This window comes from Sphingomonas sp. PAMC 26617 (genome assembly GCF_000242835.1).
GTDB lineage: Bacteria > Pseudomonadota > Alphaproteobacteria > Sphingomonadales > Sphingomonadaceae > Sphingomonas.
The window spans coordinates 3,836,726-3,856,680 of sequence record NZ_JH594425.1 but is presented as its reverse complement, the minus strand read 5'-3'; the positions used below and the strand labels follow the sequence as shown (position 1 = coordinate 3,856,680).

23 protein-coding genes and 2 other RNA genes are annotated in these 19,955 nt (G+C 67.2%); 21 read left to right on the top strand and 4 right to left on the bottom strand.

All coding sequences use genetic code 11. The features are described from left to right. Positions 1-43: 43 nt before the first annotated feature. Both recA and RH91_RS17035 read left to right on the top strand, forming a co-directional pair. Complete coding sequence (gene recA, locus RH91_RS17040) at positions 44-1,156, top strand: recombinase RecA (protein WP_026046663.1); 1,113 nt, start codon at positions 44-46, stop codon at positions 1,154-1,156. Between the two features lie 224 nt (positions 1,157-1,380). Beyond that, on the top strand, positions 1,381-2,013 hold the full coding sequence (locus tag RH91_RS17035; protein WP_010164236.1) for a glutathione S-transferase family protein: 633 nt from the start codon (positions 1,381-1,383) through the stop codon (positions 2,011-2,013). A gap of 261 nt (positions 2,014-2,274) precedes the next feature. On the opposite strand, the gene RH91_RS17030 is transcribed toward RH91_RS17035, so the two are convergent. Then, complete coding sequence (locus RH91_RS17030) at positions 2,275-2,931, bottom strand: alpha/beta hydrolase (protein ID WP_010164234.1); 657 nt, start codon at positions 2,929-2,931, stop codon at positions 2,275-2,277. 126 nt (positions 2,932-3,057) lie between these two features. Between RH91_RS17030 and RH91_RS17025 the strand changes: the two genes are divergently transcribed. The 8 genes from RH91_RS17025 (at position 3,058) to RH91_RS16995 (ending at position 8,329) form a co-directional block, all read left to right on the top strand. Next, positions 3,058-4,143 (top strand): cysteine desulfurase family protein, encoded by a 1,086-nt coding sequence (locus tag RH91_RS17025; RefSeq protein ID WP_010164232.1) that lies wholly within the window; start codon positions 3,058-3,060, stop codon positions 4,141-4,143. Next, positions 4,140-5,222: a cysteine desulfurase family protein gene (locus RH91_RS17020; RefSeq protein WP_010164231.1), complete on the top strand. Its 1,083-nt coding sequence runs from the start codon at positions 4,140-4,142 to the stop codon at positions 5,220-5,222. The genes RH91_RS17025 and RH91_RS17020 overlap by 4 nt, the downstream gene beginning before the upstream one ends. Continuing rightward, positions 5,219-5,551 carry a 2Fe-2S iron-sulfur cluster-binding protein gene (locus tag RH91_RS17015; RefSeq protein WP_010164229.1) on the top strand — a complete coding sequence of 111 codons (333 nt, stop codon included), beginning with the start codon at positions 5,219-5,221 and terminating at the stop codon, positions 5,549-5,551. Before RH91_RS17020 ends, RH91_RS17015 begins: the two co-directional genes overlap by 4 nt. A gap of 43 nt (positions 5,552-5,594) precedes the next feature. Next, positions 5,595-5,813, top strand: a complete 219-nt coding sequence (locus RH91_RS17010) for a hypothetical protein (RefSeq protein ID WP_026046662.1) — start codon at positions 5,595-5,597, stop codon at positions 5,811-5,813. A gap of 38 nt (positions 5,814-5,851) precedes the next feature. Then, positions 5,852-5,949: signal recognition particle sRNA small type (gene ffs, locus RH91_RS21755), an RNA gene on the top strand. Between the two features lie 74 nt (positions 5,950-6,023). Further along, entirely contained in the window at positions 6,024-7,697 is a 1,674-nt protein-coding gene (locus RH91_RS17005) for a DNA polymerase III subunit gamma/tau (RefSeq protein WP_010164227.1), read from the top strand. Next, positions 7,694-8,017 (top strand): YbaB/EbfC family nucleoid-associated protein, encoded by a 324-nt coding sequence (locus RH91_RS17000; protein WP_010164225.1) that lies wholly within the window; start codon positions 7,694-7,696, stop codon positions 8,015-8,017. Before RH91_RS17005 ends, RH91_RS17000 begins: the two co-directional genes overlap by 4 nt. A 72-nt stretch (positions 8,018-8,089) precedes the next feature. Then, positions 8,090-8,329 (top strand): hypothetical protein, encoded by a 240-nt coding sequence (locus RH91_RS16995; protein WP_010164223.1) that lies wholly within the window; start codon positions 8,090-8,092, stop codon positions 8,327-8,329. A 257-nt stretch (positions 8,330-8,586) separates the two neighbouring features. On the opposite strand, the gene mtgA is transcribed toward RH91_RS16995, so the two are convergent. The 3 genes from mtgA to RH91_RS16980 all read right to left on the bottom strand — a co-directional run bounded on the left by mtgA (position 8,587) and on the right by RH91_RS16980 (position 11,323). Next, entirely contained in the window at positions 8,587-9,264 is a 678-nt protein-coding gene (mtgA, locus tag RH91_RS16990; RefSeq protein ID WP_010164222.1) for a monofunctional biosynthetic peptidoglycan transglycosylase, read from the bottom strand. A 151-nt stretch (positions 9,265-9,415) separates the two neighbouring features. Beyond that, positions 9,416-10,321 carry an RNA polymerase sigma factor RpoH gene (gene rpoH, locus RH91_RS16985; RefSeq protein WP_010164221.1) on the bottom strand — a complete coding sequence of 302 codons (906 nt, stop codon included), beginning with the start codon at positions 10,319-10,321 and terminating at the stop codon, positions 9,416-9,418. A gap of 54 nt (positions 10,322-10,375) precedes the next feature. Beyond that, positions 10,376-11,323: an RluA family pseudouridine synthase gene (locus RH91_RS16980; protein ID WP_010164220.1), complete on the bottom strand. Its 948-nt coding sequence runs from the start codon at positions 11,321-11,323 to the stop codon at positions 10,376-10,378. A gap of 52 nt (positions 11,324-11,375) precedes the next feature. Between RH91_RS16980 and RH91_RS16975 the strand changes: the two genes are divergently transcribed. The 11 genes from RH91_RS16975 (at position 11,376) to RH91_RS16930 (ending at position 19,907) form a co-directional block, all read left to right on the top strand. Continuing rightward, positions 11,376-11,864, top strand: coding sequence for a M67 family metallopeptidase (locus RH91_RS16975; protein ID WP_010164219.1), 489 nt, complete (start codon positions 11,376-11,378; stop codon positions 11,862-11,864). Then, positions 11,861-12,505, top strand: a complete 645-nt coding sequence (locus RH91_RS16970) for a histidine phosphotransferase family protein (protein ID WP_010164218.1) — start codon at positions 11,861-11,863, stop codon at positions 12,503-12,505. Before RH91_RS16975 ends, RH91_RS16970 begins: the two co-directional genes overlap by 4 nt. 56 nt (positions 12,506-12,561) lie before the next feature. After that, a complete protein-coding gene (locus RH91_RS16965) occupies positions 12,562-14,853 on the top strand; it encodes a chemotaxis protein CheA (RefSeq protein WP_010164217.1) in 2,292 nt (763 codons plus the stop codon). Then, positions 14,853-15,281 carry a chemotaxis protein CheW gene (locus tag RH91_RS16960; RefSeq protein ID WP_010164215.1) on the top strand — a complete coding sequence of 143 codons (429 nt, stop codon included), beginning with the start codon at positions 14,853-14,855 and terminating at the stop codon, positions 15,279-15,281. The genes RH91_RS16965 and RH91_RS16960 overlap by 1 nt, the downstream gene beginning before the upstream one ends. 85 nt (positions 15,282-15,366) lie before the next feature. Continuing rightward, positions 15,367-15,732, top strand: coding sequence for a response regulator (locus RH91_RS16955; protein WP_010164213.1), 366 nt, complete (start codon positions 15,367-15,369; stop codon positions 15,730-15,732). A 118-nt stretch (positions 15,733-15,850) separates the two neighbouring features. Next, positions 15,851-16,903, top strand: a complete 1,053-nt coding sequence (gene cheB / locus RH91_RS16950; RefSeq protein ID WP_010164211.1) for a chemotaxis-specific protein-glutamate methyltransferase CheB — start codon at positions 15,851-15,853, stop codon at positions 16,901-16,903. A 65-nt stretch (positions 16,904-16,968) separates the two neighbouring features. Beyond that, a complete protein-coding gene (locus RH91_RS16945) occupies positions 16,969-17,763 on the top strand; it encodes a CheR family methyltransferase (RefSeq protein WP_010164209.1) in 795 nt (264 codons plus the stop codon). A 64-nt stretch (positions 17,764-17,827) separates the two neighbouring features. After that, positions 17,828-18,517 carry an N-acetylmuramoyl-L-alanine amidase gene (locus tag RH91_RS16940; protein ID WP_010164208.1) on the top strand — a complete coding sequence of 230 codons (690 nt, stop codon included), beginning with the start codon at positions 17,828-17,830 and terminating at the stop codon, positions 18,515-18,517. 42 nt (positions 18,518-18,559) lie between these two features. Next, positions 18,560-18,954: RNase P RNA component class A (rnpB, locus tag RH91_RS21285), an RNA gene on the top strand. A gap of 84 nt (positions 18,955-19,038) precedes the next feature. Beyond that, on the top strand, positions 19,039-19,584 hold the full coding sequence (locus RH91_RS16935; protein WP_010164206.1) for a J domain-containing protein: 546 nt from the start codon (positions 19,039-19,041) through the stop codon (positions 19,582-19,584). Beyond that, positions 19,581-19,907: a hypothetical protein gene (locus RH91_RS16930; protein WP_010164205.1), complete on the top strand. Its 327-nt coding sequence runs from the start codon at positions 19,581-19,583 to the stop codon at positions 19,905-19,907. Before RH91_RS16935 ends, RH91_RS16930 begins: the two co-directional genes overlap by 4 nt. Positions 19,908-19,955: the final 48 nt, after the last annotated feature.

Genomic DNA, 19,955 nt, shown 5'->3' with positions numbered 1-19,955 from the left:
ATGCATTGAACGCGCTGGGCGTTCGGTCTAGCGGGAGGCTCCAATGGCGGTTTCGTTGAAAGTGATCGACAGCAAAATGGCGGCATCCACGGATAAATCCACCGAGAAGGCGAGCGCAGAGCGCGCAAAGGCGCTCGAAGCCGCGCTCGCGCAGATCGATCGGGCATTCGGCAAGGGCTCGGCGATGAAGCTGGGCTCGAAGCAGACGATGCAGGTCGAGGTAATCTCGACCGGCTCGCTCGGGCTCGATATTGCGCTGGGCGTCGGCGGCTTGCCGCGCGGGCGCGTGATCGAGATTTACGGGCCGGAAAGCTCGGGCAAGACGACGCTTGCGCTGCACGTCATCGCCGAAGCACAGAAGGGCGGCGGCACCGCGGCGTTCGTCGACGCCGAGCATGCGCTCGACCCGGTCTATGCCAAGAAGCTCGGCGTCAACATCGACGAGCTGATCGTCTCGCAGCCCGACACCGGCGAGCAGGCGCTCGAGATCGTCGACACGCTGGTCCGCTCGAATGCGATCGACGTGCTGGTGGTCGATTCGGTTGCGGCACTCGTGCCGCGCGCCGAAATCGAGGGCGAGATGGGCGACAGCCATGTCGGTCTCCAGGCGCGTTTGATGTCCCAGTCGTTGCGCAAGCTGACGGGGTCGATCAGCCGGTCGCGCTGCATGGTGATCTTCATCAACCAGCTGCGCATGAAGATCGGTGTGATGTACGGCAACCCCGAGACGACGACCGGCGGCAACGCGCTCAAGTTCTACGCCTCGGTCCGCCTCGACATTCGGCGTACCGGGCAGATCAAGGACCGCGAGGAGATCATCGGCAACACGACTCGCGTCAAGGTCGTCAAGAACAAGGTCGCGCCGCCGTTCAAGCAGGTCGAGTTCGACATCATGTACGGGCAGGGCGTGTCCAAGATCGGCGAGATTCTCGATCTCGGCGTCAAGGCCGGGTTGGTCGAGAAGTCGGGCGCGTGGTTCTCCTACGACAGCGTCCGCATCGGCCAGGGTCGCGAGAACGCCAAGACCTTCCTCAAGAACAATGTCGAGATGAGCGACCGCCTCGAAAAGGCGATTCGCACGCGGACCGACAAGGTTGCCGAGGAGATGATGGCGGGCCCCGAGCCCGACGATGTCGACGGCGACGACGAGATGTGAGGTTCGCTCCGGCCGCGCGGTGGCAGGCGGAGTGGAAAGCGCGGCGTGCACACCGCGGTTTCGTAGTACGGGACGGCTGGTTTTGCCGTCGAACACCTGGGAGGGCCCGCCTGCAATGGCGGGCCCTTCATGGTTTGGGATGGTAGCGATCGGCGAAGCTGGGTAGGTTGACGCGACGTTTCGTATCGGCGGATCAACCCCCGTCACCCGTTCCGGAGAAGCCCATGACGCTGATCGTCCATCATCTCGAAAATTCGCGTTCGCAGCGAATCCTGTGGCTGCTGGAGGAACTCGCGCTTCCGTATGAGATCGTGCGGTACGAGCGCGACAAGGTGACGATGCTCGCACCGCCCGAGCTCAAGCAGATCCACCCGCTCGGAAAGTCGCCGGTGCTGCAGGATACCGACGCAGGGCGTGTGATCATCGAGACGGGTGCGATCGTCGACTATATCGTCGAGCTTGCCGATGGCCGGATGGGCCCGCCCGCGCACCGCGACGACACGCTGCGCTACCGCCAGTATCTCCATTATGCCGAGGGATCGATGATGCCGCCGCTGTTGCTGTTGCTGGTGCTCAACCGCATTCCGGTGATCGGCAAGACCGCGGCAAAGCGGATCCAGCCGATGATCGACGTCCATCTCGACTATGTCGAAAGCGAACTCGCCAGCCGCCCGTGGTTCGCGGGCGATCAGATCAGTGGCGCCGACATCATGATGAGCTTCCCGCTCGAGGCCGCGCGCAGCCGCGCCGGGCTCGACGAAACGCGTCCGGCGACGATCGCGTGGCTCGACAAGATCCATGCGCGCCCGGCGTATCAGGCGGCGCTCGAAAAGGGCGGGGCGTACGCCTACGCATGATGGTGTGAGCAACGATTGACCACGCCGCCATCCCGGGTTCGTCCAATGACGGGTCCGGAGTGACGGGTTCAAAGGGGGCGCGGATACCCCCAACCGACCCCCCCCCGGCGCAGGCCGGGGCCCAATCGCGAGGGCCGGGGTAACGAAGCGTCGACGCACCCTTGCATTGGAACCGCTCTTGGGCCCCGGCCTGCGCCGGGGGGGGGGGTACAGTGCGTAATACCCCCGCACTTATCACGAACCTGCTCCGGCCCGGCTCGATCAGCGGATCGGCGAGTTCGGATCCAGCCGCATGTCGAGGTACTTGTCCACCGACCCCATCAGCTGCGGCATTTCATGCTCGAAGAAATGGTTCGCCTTGGGGATCGTGTCGTGATTGATCGTGATGTGCTTCTGCGTCCGCAGCTTGTCGACCAGCTTCTGCGTGGCGGCCGGGGTGGCGACCTCGTCGGCCTCGCCCTGAATGATGATCCCGCTCGCCGGGCACGGCGCCAGGAACGTGAAGTCGTACATGTTCGCAGGCGGCGCGACCGAGATGAAGCCGCGGATCTCGGGGCGGCGCATCAGCAGCTGCATCCCGATCCACGCGCCGAAGCTGACGCCCGCGATCCAGGTGGTCTGCGCCTCGGGGTGGAAGCTCTGGACCCAGTCGAGCGCGCTCGCCGCGTCGGAAAGTTCGCCGACGCCGTTGTCGAACGTCCCCTGGCTCTTGCCGACGCCGCGGAAGTTGAAGCGCAGCGTCGCGAACCCGCGGCGCTGGAAGGTCTTGTAGAGCTCCATCACGATATGGTTGTTCATCGTGCCCCCCGCCTGCGGATGCGGGTGGAGGATCATCGCGACGGGCGCGCGCGGACGCGATGCGGGAGCGAAACGGCCTTCGAGACGACCGTCTGGGCCGGGGAAAATGACTTCTGGCATCGGACCTGCTGACAAGGAAATTCGGGGGAACACGCCCGGAGGGGGCGCGCGAAGAGTTGTGCGCTATACAATGATGGCGCACGTCTGCGCAATGATTGCCGCGAGTCCCTCCCTTCGATGCCGATAATGCCGCCCCGCCTGTATCTCGACCATGCCGCGACGACGCCGATCCTGCCCGTCGCGGCGGAGGCCGTTGCGCGGGGGATGTCGGCATGGGCCAATCCGTCGTCGCCGCACAGCGAGGGGCGCGCGGCCCGCGCCGCGCTCGAGGAAGCGCGGCGGACAATCGGCAGTGCCTATGGCTGGCGCGGGGAAACGCTCCTCACCAGCGGGGCGAGCGAAGCGCTCGGGATCGCGCTGACACGCGCGACACCGCCTCGGCGGCTGATCTCCTCGGTGGAGCATGACGCGGTCATTCGCGCCGCGCCCGCCGCCGCCGTGGTGCCGGTCGACTCGATCGGCGTGCTCGATCTGAACGCGCTCGAAACGCTGCTGGCGGGCGATCCCGCGCTGGTCGCGGTGCAATGGGCGAACAGCGAGACCGGGGTGCGCCAGCCGATCGCCGCGATCGCCGACATCGTCCACGCGGCAGGCGGGCTGCTGCTGGTCGACGCCGCACAAATGCCCCCGGGGATCGATAGCACGGTCGCGGAGCAGGCCGATTTCGTCACGCTGTCCGCGCACAAGCGGGGCGGGCCGCCGGGGATCGGCGCGCTGCTCGTGCGGGATCTGGCGACGCTCACCCCGACCGGCGGGCAGGAACGCGGCTATCGCGGCGGGACCGAGAACCTGCCCGGCGCGCTCGGCTATGCCGCCGCGCTGCGCGAGCCCGAGGACGTCGCCGGGATGGCACTGCTGCGTGCCAGACTCGACGATGCGATCGTCCGGTCGGGGGGCATGGTGGTCGCGGCGCAGGCCGAGCGTCACCCCGCGATCGGATCGTATCGCCTGCCCGGGCTCGCCGCCGCGACGCAGTTGATCCGCTTCGACATGGCGGGGATCGCGGTCTCGGCGGGGAGCGCCTGTTCCTCGGGCAGCATGAAGCCGAGCCATGTCCTCGGCGCGATGGGCTGGGACGTCGCGGCGTCGCGCGAAGTGATCCGGGTGAGTTTCGGGCGTGGCACGTCGGCGGCGGATGTCGACCGGTTCGTGGCCGAGTGGCGCAGCGTCGCCCGTTCCGCGCGCGGGCTCGACTTGCTGGGGGCGGCATGACGTACCTCGATTATCAGGCGACCACCCCGCTCGCACCGGAAGCGTTCGACGCGATGCTGCCGTGGCTGCGCGACCAGCATGCCAACCCGCATTCGCCGCATGCCGCGGGGCGCAAGGCCAAGGCGGTGGTCGAGCATGCCCGGGCACAGGTCGCGACGCTGCTGCCACCGCACGGGCGTGTTGCGTTCACCAGCGGCGCGACCGAAGCGCTCAACTGGGCGATCAAGGGGACGACCGGGCCGATCGTCACGATTGCGACCGAACATGCCGCGGTGCTCGACACCGCGCGCGCGAGCGGACGACCGGTGACGATCCTGCCCGTCGGGGCGGACGGATTGGTCGACCGCGATGTCGCCGAGGCGGCGATCGTCCCCGGAGTCGGGCTTGTCGCGGCGATGCTGGTAAATAACGAGATCGGCGTGGTCCAGCCGACGTTGGCATTGGGTAACATGGCGCAATCCGCCGGGGCGCGGTTCCTGTGCGACGCGGTACAGGGCGTCGGGCGGATCGATCTGCCAGCGGGGGCCGATTTCGTGGCGATCTCGGCGCACAAGATCCACGGGCCGAAAGGGATCGGCGCGCTCTATGTCCGCGACGGGGTCGCGCTCGACCCGTTCATGCATGGCGGGGGGCAGGAGGCGCTCGGTCGTTCGGGAACGCTGTCGCCGGCGCTTTGTGCCGGGTTCGGTGTTGCGGCAGATCTGATGGCGCGCGAATATGCCGCCGCCTCCGCGCATATCGCAGGGCTGTGGCGGCTAGCGGTCGAGCGTCTCGGTGACGGCTGGCAGATCAACGGATCGGTCGAACACCGCTATCTCGGCAACCTCAACATCCGCCGCGATGGCCTCGATGTCGCGCGGCTCATGTCCGACCTGCGCGACATCGCCTTTTCGGCGGGCTCGGCGTGCGCGAGCGGATCGGGGCGGTCGAGCCATGTGCTCCGCGGGATCGGACTCAGCGAGGCACAGGCCCGCTCGAGCATCCGGCTCGGGTTCGGGCGCTATACCGATCCGACCGCGCTGACCGAGGCGATCGACCGGATCGTCGTTGCCGCAGATTTACAAAGGATGGCAGCATGATTCGTGTCCGGTTCGTCGAGCGCGATGGCGGCGTGCGCGAGGTCATGGCGGAAGCGGGTGACAGCCTGCTGCGAGTCGCGCAGCTTGCGGACCAGCCGCTCGAGGGAACGTGCGAGGGGCAGATGGCGTGCTCGACCTGCCATGTGATCCTCGCTTCGGCCGATTTCGATGCGGTGCCGCCCGCAAGTGCGGTGGAAGAGGATATGCTCGATCTCGCATCGGGGGCGACGCGGACCAGCCGACTTGCCTGCCAGATCGTCCTGACGGCGGCGATGGATCGGATAACGGTCGCGATTCCGCCGGAATCTCGGAACATGCAGCGCGGCTGATCATTACGCTTGCGTGCCATCCGGGTACCTACGGAGACTTGCCATGAAATTGTTCGCCCTCCTGTCCGCCGGCCTGATCGCCGCCAGTGCACTCGCCCCGGCCGCCGCCAGCGCGCAGGATCGCCACGATCGCCGTGACCGCGTCGTGACGCGCACCGTCCATGTCGATCGCCATCGCCCGAACTATCGGTCGCGCAAGGTGTGCCGGATGGAACGTCGAGGTCACCGCCAGGTCCGTATCTGCCGGACGGTCCGCCGCTAAGCCCTCTTGATCCTTCCGCCCGACCCCGCCATAGGCAGCGCGGGAGTCGGGCGGACGTGGTCGTCGCCAACTTGGTCAGGGCCGGAAGGCAGCAGCCACAACGATTTCGCCGCGGGTCGTTCCGGCTCCCACCGCTGCCTGGGCGTAGAGTGCTAGCTTCGCCAAAGCTTTCCCTTACATCGCGCGCGCTGCCGCTCTAGATAGACGGCAATGTCCGACTCCATCGATCCTCCCGGCTTCGACCTGGGCGCACCGCCGCAGCCCGTTTCCAAGGACGCGTATCGCGTCCTCGCGCGCAAATATCGCCCGCAGACCTTCGCCGAGCTGATCGGGCAGGATGCGATGGTGACGACGCTGGGCAATGCGATCCGCCGCCAGCGGCTTGCGCATGCGTTCCTGCTGACGGGCGTCCGCGGGGTCGGCAAGACGTCGACCGCACGGTTGCTGGCGAAGGCGCTCAACTGCATCGGTCCGGACGGCAACGGCGGCCCGACGATCGATCCGTGCGGCGTGTGCGAGCCGTGCGTCGGGATCGCCGAGGGGCGGCACATCGACGTGATCGAGATGGACGCCGCGAGCCATACTGGCGTCGACGACATGCGCGCGGTGATCGACGCGTCGCGGATGACTGCGTTTGTCGCGCGCTACAAGATCTACATCATCGACGAAGTTCACATGCTGTCGAAGAACGCGTTCAACGCGCTGCTGAAGACGCTGGAGGAGCCGGCCGAGGGCGTGAAGTTCGTGCTTGCGACGACCGAGGTCAACAAGGTGCCGGTGACGGTGCTGTCCCGCTGCCAGCGGTTCGACCTGCGCCGCATCCCGGCGGAGAAGCTCGCGGACCATTTCGCGCGGGTGGTCGAGGCGGAGGGCGTTTCGGCGGAACCCGAGGCGCTCGGACTGATCGCGCGCGCGGCCGAAGGCTCGGCGCGCGACGGGTTGTCGATCCTCGACCAGGCGATCGCGCATGCCGACATGGAGGGCGGCCAGGTCAACGCCGCCGCGGTGCGCGACATGCTCGGCCTGTCCGATCGCGGCGCGATCCGCGACATGATGGCGCTGCTGCTCGCAGGCGATGCGCTCGGCGCGCTGGCGGCGTTGCGGCGGCAATATGACCTTGGGGTCGATCCACTCGGCGTGCTGCGCGGGTTGCTCGAGACGGTCCACGCGACGACGTTGGTCAAGCTGGGGGCCGCCGCCGAGGCGGGGCAGGCGACCGAGGAGCGCGCCGCGCTCGAGGCGTGGAGCGGGACCCTGTCGTTCGCGGCGCTGCACCGTTTGTGGCAGTTGCTGCTCAAGGGGCATGAGGAAGTTGGCCGTGCCGCGCTGCCGATCGAGGCGTGCGAAATGGCGTTGCTGCGGCTGGTCCATGCGTCGACGCTGCCCGATCCCGGCGAACTTGCGCGGATGATCCAGAACGGCGCGCCGCCGGTCGTCGCCACGCCTGTCGCACCTGCGCCTGCGCCTGCGCTCACCGAACCCGCCGCCGCGGCGATGCCGCAGTCGATCGAGGCGATCGTCACGCTGCTCGAGTCGGTCGGCCAACTCGCGCTCGCGTCGCGGCTGGTGCACCATGCCAGCATGATCAGCATCGTCGACGTCGAGCTGGTGCTCAGCTCGTCGCGGCCCTTGCCGAGCGACCTGATCGGCGAGCTTGGCGCGTCGCTCAAGCAGATTACCGGGCGGATGTGGCGGATCACCACCGCGCCGACTGTCGGCGCGCCGACGATCCGCGAGGCGGAAGCCGCGCGGCGCGAGGCGTTCAAGGCGGAAATTCTCGCGACCCCGGTGATCGCCGCGGCGCTTGAAGCGTTCCCCGACGCGAGCTTACCCGAAACCGAAATCGACCGCCTGTTGGCGGCGCAACGGAGCATGAGTGCATGAACAGTATCGAAGACATCATGGCGATGGCGCAGAACGTCCAGAACGAGCTGGCGAAGGCGCAGGACGGGCTCGACAAGATCGAGGTCGAAGGCGCTGCCGGTGGCGGCCTGGTCAAGGTCCAGGCCTCGGCCAAGGGCCGGATCATCGGGATCACGATCGACGAATCGCTGCTCCAGCCGAGCGAGAAGCAGATGGTCGAGGACCTCGTCGTCGCGGCGTTCAACGACGCCAAGGCCAAGGCAGACGCTGCATCGGGTGCAGAAATGGCCAAAATGACGAGCGGCATCCCGCTGCCGCCGGGCTTCAAGCTGCCTTTCTGAAGTCGGTTCGCCTCCGGAACTATCTGACGTTGCTCGTGTTTCGTCCTCCAGGTTCATAACAGGAGGACAAGCATGAGCGACAAGATCACCGAGACGCCGCACACGACCGTCATCGAACGCCGCGGGAGCGGTGGTGGGATCCTGATCGGCATCGTGCTGCTGATCGCGGTCGTGGTCGGGGCGTTCTATCTGTTCAATCGCAGCCAGAACGACAACATCCGCACCGACGCGATTTCCGGCGCGGCGAAGGATGCCGGCGATAGTGCGAAGAAGATCGGCGACAGCGCCGAAAAGGCGACCGACGGGAAGTGATTGTATTGCCTTGGCGTAGGCCGGGGCCGGGGCCGGGTGGTTATCCCGGCGGTGCTACGGAGTGCCGTACTGCCGGTGCTGCCGCCCCGACGCGGTGACCTCGGCCGACGCTAGGCTAGCATCCGCCAGTCCCAATTCCCGTCATGCTGAACGTGTTTCAGCATCCACCGTGAAACCGGCACGGACCGGACTTGGGGCGCGGTGGACCCTGAAGCACGTTCAGGGTTACGGTAGAGGAGGGGGCTCGGTAGATGGCTTTACCCCCGCAAACACGAATCCAGCCCGTCGTTACGGACGACGCCGACCCGGCGGGTGATCGCGTTGCCGTGACGGCGGGTGAAACCGCTCGGCGCGATCGCCGCGCGTTTCTTGGGCTGCGGGAAGACCGCCGCCATCCGGCCCGCTTCGCTCGGCGTCATGTGCGCGGCATCGTGGCCGAAGTAGCGCTGGGCTCCAGCGTTGACGCCGTACGTGCCGATCCCCGTTTCCGCGACGTTGAGATAGACTTCCATAATTCGGCGCTTGCCCCAGATCGTCTCGATCAACAGCGTGAAATACGCTTCCAGCGCCTTGCGCGGATACCCACCGCCCTGGATCAGGAAGACGTTCTTGGCGGTCTGCTGGCTGATCGTCGAGCCGCCGCGGATCCGTCCGCCCCGCGCGTTGCGCGCAAACGCGGTCTCGATTGCGTGCACGTCGAAACCGTTATGTGTGCAGAACCGAGAATCCTCGCCCGCGATCGCGGCGCGCGCCATATTGGGGTCGATCCGTGAGAGCGGCATCCAGGACTTGTCGATACCGTGCCCGGCGACCGCGTCGCCAAGCATCGTCAGCGTGATCGGTGGTGGGACGAACCGGTAAATGCCGACCATGACGAGCGAAAGCACGACGAAGGCGAGCACGCCCTTGATGACCCAGCCGAACACGCGGCGCAAAGCTCCGCCACTCGAGCCGCGTGTGCGGCGCGCTGGGGCGCGGCGATTGCTGCCCCGCGCGTTGGAAGGTGAAGCGGTCTTTCGGCGTGCCATCCCGCCGCTGTACGGGGATCGGATCGGCGCTGTCCAGCGCGCCGATCCCTCCGCACGATTACGCTGCGACGAGCATCCGCTTGTCGCCCGCGATCCGCATCATCGCCTTCTGCAGCTTTTCGAACGCGCGTACCTCGATCTGGCGAACCCGCTCACGCGACACGCCATAGACTTGGCTCAGTTCCTCGAGCGTCTTGGGCTCGTCGGTCAGGCGACGCTCGGTGAGGATGAACTTCTCGCGCTCGTTCAAATCGTCCATCGCGGCGGTCAGCATGTCGTGGCGGACATCGGCTTCCTGCGCCTCGGCAACGACGGTATCCTGCAGCGGGGCGTCATCCTGCAACCAGTCCTGCCACTGGCCGTCGCCATCCTCGCGCATCGGCACGTTGAGCGAGGTATCCCCGCCCATCGCCATGCGGCGGTTCATGCTGGTCACCTCGGCCTCGGTCACGCCGAGATCCTTGGCGATCTTGGCGAGATGCTCGGGGCTGAGATCACCGTCCTCGAACGCATCGAGCTTGGACTTCATCCGGCGCAGGTTGAAGAACAGCTTCTTCTGCGCGGCGGTGGTGCCCATTTTCACGAGGCTCCACGACCGCAGGATGAATTCCTGGATCGAGGCGCGGATCCACCACATCGCATAGGTCGCGAGCCGGAAGCCGCGATCGGCCTCGAACTTCTTCACGCCCTGCATCAGGCCGATGTTGCCTTCGGAAATCAGCTCGCTGACCGGCAGGCCGTAGCCACGATAGCCCATCGCGATCTTCGCCACGAGGCGAAGGTGCGACGTCACCAGCTGCGCGGCGGCATCGGTGTCGCCATGTTCCTCGAACCGTTTGGCGAGCATATATTCCTGCTCGGGCGCGAGGATCGGGAATTTCTTGATCTCGGACAGATAGCGGTTGAGGCTCGCTTCGCCGCCAAGGGCGGGGATCGTCGCGGGGACGTTGCTGCGGGCTGCCATGGTCGTATCTCCCTTTTCGCAGGCCAGTCGCGCGCAGGGCGCGGCGGCCGTACCCTATACTAGCAATGTATCGAACAGTTCCTGCATGTCGGCAGGCATTTCGCTATCAAACGCCAGAACGTTACATTTGATCGGATGAATGAACCCCAACCGCGCGGCGTGCAACGCCTGTCGATGGAAACCCAAGGTTTCCAGATCGCGTCTGTGAGCCTGCTTTGTTCTACCGTAAACCGGGTCGCCTAGCAAGGGATGCCCGAGCGACGCCATGTGAACGCGGACCTGATGCGTCCGCCCGGTTTCCAGGCGGCATTCGACCAGCGCGGCTTCGCGCAGCCGTTCGATCGTCGAGAAATGCGTGACCGCGCGCTTGCCGCCCTGGACGATCGCGATCTTCTTGCGGTTCTGCGGGCTCCGCGCGAGCGGCGCGTCGACCGATCCGGCGGGCGGGGCAGGGCGCCCCGAGACGATCGCCTTGTAGCGCCGATCGATCGAATGCGCCGCGAACTGCTTGGCGAGACCGACATGCGCGCGATCGGTCTTGGCGGCGACCATCAGGCCCGACGTGTCCTTGTCGATCCGGTGGACGATCCCGGGGCGCGCGACGCCGCCGATCCCCGACAGGCTGCCGCCGCAGTGATGGAGCAGCGCGTTGACCAAAGTGCCGTCGAGGTTCCCGGCGGCGGGGTGGACGACCAGCCCAGCCTGCTTGTCGATCACGATGAGATGCTCGTCTTCGAACACGACGGTCAGCGCGATGTCCTGCGCCTCGTTGTGCGCGGGCGTGGGGTCCGGGACGATGATGCGGTACAGCCCGCCCGGGACCGCCTTGCTCGACGGGTCGCGCCGGAGCGTTCCGCCTTCGTCGGTCACCTGGCCCGTCGAGATCAGCGCCTTCAGTCGTTCGCGCGAGATCGTCGGGAGCGCATCCGCAAGCGCGCGATCGAGCCTCAGTCCGGCTTCGTCGGCGATCCGCGTCTCGATGGTGGAAACCCCCCGGTTCATAGTTTAGAATCTGGGCATGGTGTTGGAGATTACAAGCACTCTGCGCACGAGATTGCTAAAAGCCGCGCAGGCGACGCCGGAGGTCGAGGCGTGCGGGTTGCTGTTCGGCACCGCGGATCGGATCGAGGACGTGACGGTTTGCACCAACGTCGCAGACGATCCGCGCCGGACGTTCGAGCTCGACCCGGCTGCGGTGTTCGCCGCGTTGCGTGCCGAACGCGGGGGTGGGCCGCGGCTGATCGGCTACTGGCATTCGCACCCGAGCGGGACCGTCACGCCGTCCGCGACCGATGCCGCAAACGCTGCGCCCGATGGCAAGGTGTGGGTGATCGTCGGTGGCGAAAAGATCGGTGCCTGGCGTGCGCAGCCCGATGCCAGCGGCGACCCGGCGACAAGATTCGTGCCGCTGATGCTGGAAACGGTGCCCGACGCGCACGCCGCCGCTGCCGCCGGCGGTTTTGGTCAAGCCAAGCCCGATGTCCCGCTTGCGGCGCATGCCGTGCTGCGCCAAAGAGGCGCAAAGCTGGAGCCCAAGCGTTGACCATTAGCCCGACCGATTTCGCCAGTCTGCTCTGTTCGCGTCTGTGCCATGACCTGCTGAGCCCCGTGGGTGCGCTCAACAACGGACTGGAATTGCTCGCGGACGAGCATGACCCGGACATGCGCGCGCGCTGCCTCGAATTGCTGGCGGACAGCGCCAAGGCATCCGCCAACAAGCTGAAGTTCTTCCGCCTCGCGTTCGGCGCGGCGGGTGGCTTCGGCGAGTCGGTCGATTCGCGCGAGGCGCGCGCGGCGATCGAGGGGCTGTTCGGCGACGGCCACAAGGTCAAGCTCGGCTGGCTGGTCGAGGATGCGACGCTGCCCAAGCCCGCGATCAAGGTGCTGCTCAACCTCGCGCTGATCGCCGGCGACGCGCTGGTGCGGGGCGGGCAGCTCGATGTCGGGGCCGAAAGCCATGACGGACAGGTCGAGATCGTCGTCCGCGCCGAAGGGCTTCGCATCGTGCTCGACGCCGAGATGCGCGCCGCGTTGACCGGCACGGGTGGCGACGCGGTCGTCACCCCGCGCGCGGCGGCGGCGTATTTGGTCAACGCGCTGGTCGCCGAAGGCGGCGGCGTCGTGCAGGTCTCCGCTCCCGATGATGCGGTGCTGCTGTTCGGTGCGGCGTTCAAGGCGGCTTAAACGCTCCCTTAACCACTGGGGCGCCATGCAGGCCGCTGCCGCAAAGGCGGGGGCCCATGGACGATCTTCTACAGGAATTCATTGCCGAAACCCGCGAGACGCTCGAGGCGTTGTCGGGGGAAATCGTCGCGTGGGAATCCGCGCCGGACGACCGCGAACGGCTGGATGCGATTTTCCGCTTCGTCCACACCGTCAAGGGGAGCTGCGGCTTCCTCGACCTGCCGCGCCTCGCGCGGCTGAGCCATGCCGCCGAGGATGTCCTCGCGGCGGTACGGTCGGGCGAGCGTAGTCCCGACACCCGGCTGGTCAACGCCGTCCTCGCGATCGTCGACCGGATCGGCGAGATCGTCGAGGCGATCGATGCGGGGCACGCGCTCGACGATACCGGCGAGGACCTGCTGGTCGCGGCGCTCGATACCGGCTCCGAGGCGATCGCGAGCAGCGCCGCCCCGGTGATGCGCTCGCCGACGCGCAGCGTGCGGCTCAACGTCGACCTGCTCGACCGGATGATGAGCGGCATGTCCGACATGGTGCTCGCGCGCAACGAACTCGCGCGACGGCTGCGCGACGAAGGGGTCGATCCCACCGTCGAGGCGGCGCTGGAACGCCTGTCGCTGACCGTCGCCGAAATGCGCGATACCGTCACCCGCACCCGCATGCAGAAGATCGAGGCGCTGTTCTCCGCCTTGCCGCGGATGGTGCGCGATACCGCGGCGGAACTCGACAAGACCGTCACCCTCCATATCGAGGGGAGCGACGTCGAACTCGATCGCGAGATGATCGAGATGATGCGCGACCCGCTCGTCCATATTATCCGCAACGCGATCGATCACGGGATCGAACCCGCCGCCGACCGTCGTGCCGCGGGCAAGCGCGAGACGGGCTGGCTGAACGTCGTCGCGCGCCAGTCGGGCAACCAGATCGTCATCGAGATCGCCGACGACGGGCGCGGGATCGATACCGCGCGACTGGCGGCGAAGGTCGTCTCTGCGGGATTGCGCAGCGACGCCGAAGTGCGCGCGTTGAGCGAACAGGCGCGCCTCGAACTCGTGTTCGAACCCGGGCTCTCGACCAAGGACGTCGTCACCGGGATTTCGGGGCGCGGCGTGGGGATGGATGTCGTCCGCGCCAATGTCGAGCAGATCGGCGGGCGGATCGAGCTGGCGAACACGCCGGGCAAGGGCCTGCGCCTCTCGATCCACGTGCCGCTGACGCTGTCGATCATGTCGACGATCGGCGTGGGCGTGCGCGACCAGCGGTTTGCGATCTCGCGCCAGACGATCGAGGAAATCGTCCGCGTCGGTGCCGAATCGATCCGGATCGACCGGCTTGGCGACACCCTCATGGCCACCGTGCGCGATCGGCGGATGCCGCTGGTCGATCTCGGCAATCTGCTCGGGTTCGGGACGAGCGAACCGGTAATGCTGGTGATCGTCAGCGTTTCAGGCGGGTCTTATGCGCTCGCGGTCGATACCGTGCTCGATCACGAGGAGCTGGTGATCAAGCCTGCCGCGCCGGCGGTGATGGCGACCGGAGTCTACGCCGGGCAGACCCTGCCCGACAGCGGGCTGCCGATGCTGATGCTCGATTGCGCCGGGATCGCGCAGCTCGCCGGTCTCGTCTTCACGCGCGAGATCTTGGTCGAAGAGGATGACGTCGTCGTCGTCCCGGGTGTCCAGGCCCTGATGTTCGACGATCTCGACGGCGTCCGGCGGATCGTTCCGTTGTCGGTCATCGACCGAGTCGAACCCGTTCCTGCCAGCGCGATCCGACATGCGGCGGGGCGGCTGCGGCTCTCGGTCGACGGCGCGATCATCCCGCTCGTCGCGCTCGGGTCGTGGGAAGGGCGAACGAACGTTTCGGTCCTGCGGCTGCGCGATGGCACGGTCGAGCTCGGCTATGCGATCGGCGAGGCGCTCGACATCGTCGAACTGCCTGATACGCTCGTCGCGGCGCATGACAGCGGCCCGATCGCGGGCGTCGTCGCGATCGACGGCGACCAGATCGAGGTGATCGACCTGCACTGGCTGTTCTCCAGCCATGCGGATCCCTGCGCCGCGTCCGACGCGCCCTTGTGTTTGCTCGAAGGTGCCGATTCCGCCTGGCTCACGACATTCCTCAAGCCGGTCCTCGAAGCCGCGGGATATCGCGTCACGACCGGTCTCCGCCCCGGCGAACAGGCGGGTGTCGTGGTGACGATGGATTGCGATTGCCCGGTCGCCTGTGCCGGCGCGCCCGTCGTGCGGCTGCGGCGCGATGCCGAGGCCGACGGCAACGACGGCAGCATTTTCCGCTACGACCGGCCGGGCCTGCTCGCCGCGCTCGCCAAATCCGCCGGAGGCCGTTGATGCCGTTGTTCCTGATCGCCCGGATCGCCGGGCGGACCGTCGCGATCGAATCGTCGCAGGTCGAATCGGTGGTCGATATCGGCGCGGTGATCCCCGTGCCGCGGGCCGAACAGCATGTCCGCGGACTCGCCGCGCTGCGCAGCCGCGTCGTCACGGTGATCGAGACCCGCGCTGCGCTTGGCCTGCCGGCCGGCGATGGCAGCGCGATGCGCGCGGTCATCACCGTCGTCGAAGGGCATCATTACGCCGTGCTGGTCGACGCGCTCGAGGATGTCGCCGCGTTCGACCTCATGCCGCTGTCGGCCGGCGTCGCGCTCGACAAGGGGTGGCAGCGCGTCGGTCGCGGCATCGTCGACCGCGATGGCGAACCGATCCTGGTGATCGCGCTCGACATGCTGATCCCCGGCTCGGTCGCGCTGGCGGCATAGGCATTTCGCCGAAAAGCCAATCTTAACGCGACGCTTACGCATTTCGGGCAAGACCGGCTCAAGCGCATACCAACAGGGTGACTTCATGAAGACCTGCCTCGTCGTCGATGATTCGAAAGTGATCCGCAAGGTCGCGCGCCATATCCTCGAAACACTCGATTTCCAGGTGAGCGAGGCCGGCGACGGCCGCGAAGCGCTGACCGCGTGCCTGGCGTCCGCACCCGACGTGATCCTGCTCGACTGGAACATGCCGGTGATGAGCGGCATGGATTTCCTCCGCGCGCTCCGCGACAGTTCGATCCCGACGCGCCCCAAGGTCGTATTCTGCACGACCGAGAACGGCATGGCGCACATCCGCGCCGCGATCGAGGCGGGGGCGGACGAATATGTGATGAAGCCGTTCGACCGCGAAACGCTCGAAAGCAAGTTGCAGATCGTCGGCATGGCCTGACGGTCTCCGCCCGGTGGCTCGTCCAGCGTATCCCGGACCGCCACCGCGTGTCTCTGCCACGGCTCGCCGCGTCGATCGCGGCGCTGCCGCCTTTCCCGTCGCCCGCGCGAGTTCCAGCATGTCCGAAGGCGATAGTCCCCCGTCAATCCTGATCGTCGACGATTCGGTCGTCGCGCGCGCCATGATCGCGCGCGCGCTCGAAGCGAACGGGCGGTTCCGCATCGCGGGCGCGGTGCCGCATGCCGCCGCAGCGCTTGCCTTTCTCGCGGAGCAGCGGGTCGACGGGATCGTCCTCGATATCGAAATGCCCGGCGTGACCGGACTGGTCGCGCTGCCCGACCTGATCGTCGCGGGGCGTGGCGCAAAGGTACTGATCGTCTCGTCCCTCGCGAGCGACGGTGCCGCCGCGACGATCGAGGCGCTTGCGCAAGGCGCGGCGGATACGCTCGTCAAGCCCGATATCGGCGATTTCGCGGGGCGTTTCTCGGTTGCGCTGGTGGAGAAGCTGGCGCGTCTGGTCGAGATCGAGCCGCAGTCGAGCGAGCCCGCGGTGCCGCAGCCCGCGGCCGCGCCGCGTACGCCGACCACCGCGAAGGGCTTCGACATCATTGCGATCGGCGCCTCGACCGGTGGGATCCATGCGCTGACCCAATTGCTGGGCGAACTGCCCGCGGCCTTCCCGGTGCCGATCCTCGTGACCCAGCATCTGCCGGCGTCGTTCATGCCCTATTTCGCCGCGCAGCTCGAAACGATCGCCGGGCGGCCGTGCGAAGTCGCGACCGATCACCTGCGGATCCGCCCCGGCCGGATCATCGTCGCGCCGGGCGATGCGCATATGCGCGTCGTGCGGACCGGCGAGGGCGGGGCGATCCGCCTGACCACAGAGGCGGTCGGCAGCGGGTGCATGCCTTCGGTCGACCCGATGTTCGACAGCATCGCCGAGGTTTACGGCGCGCGCGCGCTCGGGATCGTGCTCAGCGGGATGGGGCGCGACGGGTCCGAGGGGGCGCGGACGCTGGCTGCGCGGGGCGGCTGCATCGTCGTGCAGGATCGCGCGAGTTCGGTCGTGTGGGGCATGCCGGGTGCCGTCGTCGCCGCGGGGTGCGCTTGCGCGGTGCTGCCGCCGGTCGAGATCGGGCAGTTAGTTGCAAAGCGTAGGCGTCCCGCATGATTCATCGTTTCCTGGATAGCGCTGCCGCCGGAATGCCTGCCCTGCCGACCCATAGCAAAGGCGTGATGGCCGCGCTCAACACGTTGCTCGAAATGCGCACCGGCCAACAGCTCGCCGCAAACCGCGAGTGGCGGATCGAGACCGCGCTCAAGCCGCTGCTGCGCGATCTCAACCTGGCGTCGCTCGATGACCTGGTCGAAGCGGTCCAGCGCTCGCCCGAGGTCGCGGACCAGACGGTCGATGCGTTGCTCAACCAGGAGAGCTCGTTCTTCCGCGATGCGGCGGTGATCGAGATGGTCGCAGAGGCGGTCGCCACGATCCGCGCCGAACAGGACGGGCGACGCATCCGCATCTGGTCGGCGGGGTGCTCGGTCGGGCAGGAGCCGCTGTCGCTCGCGATGCTGTTCGCGGAGCAGGAATCGCAGCACGAGACGCTGCCGCCCGATATCGTCGCGTCCGACGTGTCCGAGGCCGCGCTCGTCCGCGCGCGCGCCGGTCGCTACAGCCATTTCGAAATCCAGCGCGGGCTCCCCGTCCGACGCATGATGCGGTGGTTCGACCAGCAGGGGGAGGATTGGGTGGCCAAGCCCGAACTCGTCCGCCGGATCGCGTTCCGCCGCCTCAACCTGATCGCGGACCCGCTCCCGGTCGGGCGGTTCGACGTGATCCTGTGCCGGAACGTCCTGCTGTATCTGCCGCTCGACTTGCGGCGGCGGGTGCTCGACCGGTTCGCGACGGTGATCCGGCCCGGCGGGCTGCTCGTGCTGGGGGCGGGCGAGACCGTGATCGGCCAGACCGAGGCCTTCCGGCCAAGTCCCCGATATCGCGGACTCTATGAAGCGGTGCCCGCGCGCGTCTGACGGGGTTTCGCTCCGCCGCCGACCGTGCTTAAGCTGTTCGCCTGCTCGCGGAGGGGACAGGCTTATGGATATCATCGAAACGCCGTCACCCAATTTCGACGAACGGTCGTTGCCGGTGTCGATGATCGTGCTGCATTATACTGGCATGCAGACCGCGCAGGCGGCGATCGACCGGTTGCGCGATCCCGAAGCGAAGGTCTCGGCGCATTACCTCGTCGCCGAGGATGGTCAGGTGTTGCGGATGGTCGCGGAAAGCCAGCGCGCCTGGCACGCGGGCAAGTCGTGCTGGCGCGGGATCGAGGACATCAACAGCGCGAGCGTCGGGATCGAGATCGTCAATCCCGGGCATGAGCTGGGGTATCGTCCGTTCATGGAGCAGCAGATCGACTCGGTCGTGCGACTGGTCGGCGACATTACCAAACGGCACGGCATCACGCGCGGCAACGTCGTCGGGCATTCGGATATCGCGCCGACGCGCAAGCAGGATCCGGGCGAGCTGTTCCCGTGGAACCGGCTCGCCAAGCTGCGGCTCGCCCTGCCGCGCCCGACCAAGGGATTGATGGACCCGATGTGGGCGGACGCCGGTTTCCTCGTCGCGCTCGAACGCTTCGGCTATGACGTGACCGACAAGCTCGCCGCGGTCGTCGCGTTCCAGCGGCGGTTTCGTCCCGAGCTGATCGACGGGGTGATCGACGGCGAGTGCCGCAGCATCCTACTCGCATTGCTTTTGCCCAAGCCGACCGGGGACGACTGATAGGGTTTGCCCTCACGCCAAATCGCGCTAGGGGCAGCGCAGCCAGAGGGTCGGGCGGCCGCGGGTACTTTCGGGTACGCGAGGAAAGTCCGGGCTCCGCGAAACGACGGTGCCGGGTAACGCCCGGCGGGGGTGACCCCAGGGACAGTGCCACAGAGAGCAGACCGCCGATGTCCTCCCCGATGCAAATCGGCAAGGGGAACAGGCAAGGGTGAAAGGGTGCGGCAAGAGCGCACCGCGCGCCTGGTAACAGGCGCGGCATGGCAAACCCCACCGGGAGCAAGATCGAATAGGGGTGGCATATGGGCTTCGTTTCAGCTCGTCGCCCGGGTTGATTGCTTGAGGCGGCGCGCAAGCGTCGTCCTAGAGGAATGGTCGCCTAACCCCGTCTCACGGGACGGGGTGGACAGAACCCGGCTTACAGACCCTCTGGCGCATTTCTGACACTGATCGCTTTAATTCACAGCGGTTTCACAAAAGCGTCATGGCGCTGGCACGCGCGCATGCCTAAATGGCGAGCTATGGCGCGTTCCACATCCAGATCAACCGACTGGGGTTTTCCCCGCTGGCGCGCATATGGCGAGGCCAGCACCGAAGCCGCGACGATTCGCCTGTGCGACCGGCACGGCTGCACCAACAAGGGCGATTGCCCCGCACCGAAATCCCCCAACAGCCCGGAACGCTGGTATTTTTGCCAGGAGCATGCGGGCGAGTACAATCGCGGCTGGAACTATTTCGAGGGCCTGAGCGCCGAGGAAGCCGCCGAACGCGAACGCGCCGAGACGCAGACCGCCGAGGGCTATACCGAATCGCGCCATCATCAATGGGCCGGCCCGGGCGACGGCAGCCGCTCGCGCGACGAGATCCGCGCGCTCGAAGTGCTCGAGCTTGAGGTCGACGCCGATTTCGAGACGGTGCGAGTCGCCTGGCGGCGGCTTGCGAAATCGAACCATCCCGACGTTCGTCCCGGCGACAAGGACGCCGCGGCGCGCTTCCTCGCGATCCAGGCCGCCTATGACGTGCTCAAGGCCGCCGAAGACCAGCGGACGTGGAAGCCCGAGGCTTGAAGACGGTCCGCTCGGACTGGGCGAACACCGTGCTGGTCTGCAAGAAATGTTCGAAGAAGCTGGATGGCGGGTTCGGGCCGAAGGGCAAGACCCCGCTCGCCAAGGCGCTGCGCGACGAACTCGGCGTCCGCAAGGGGCGCAAGGGCACGCTCGGCATTCTCGAGGTGAAGTGCCTCGGGATCTGCCCGCGCGGCGCAGTGACGGTGGTGACCGGCGATGCGCCGGGCGACTGGGCGCTGGTCAAGGACGGGGCGCCGATGGCGGAGGTGGTCCGCGACCTCGGGCTTCGCGACGGGGAGCGGTCGCAAGGGCCGGACGCGTAACGCGATCGGCAACACCCGCGTCCCCCCGGCCTTCGCCGGAGGGACCAC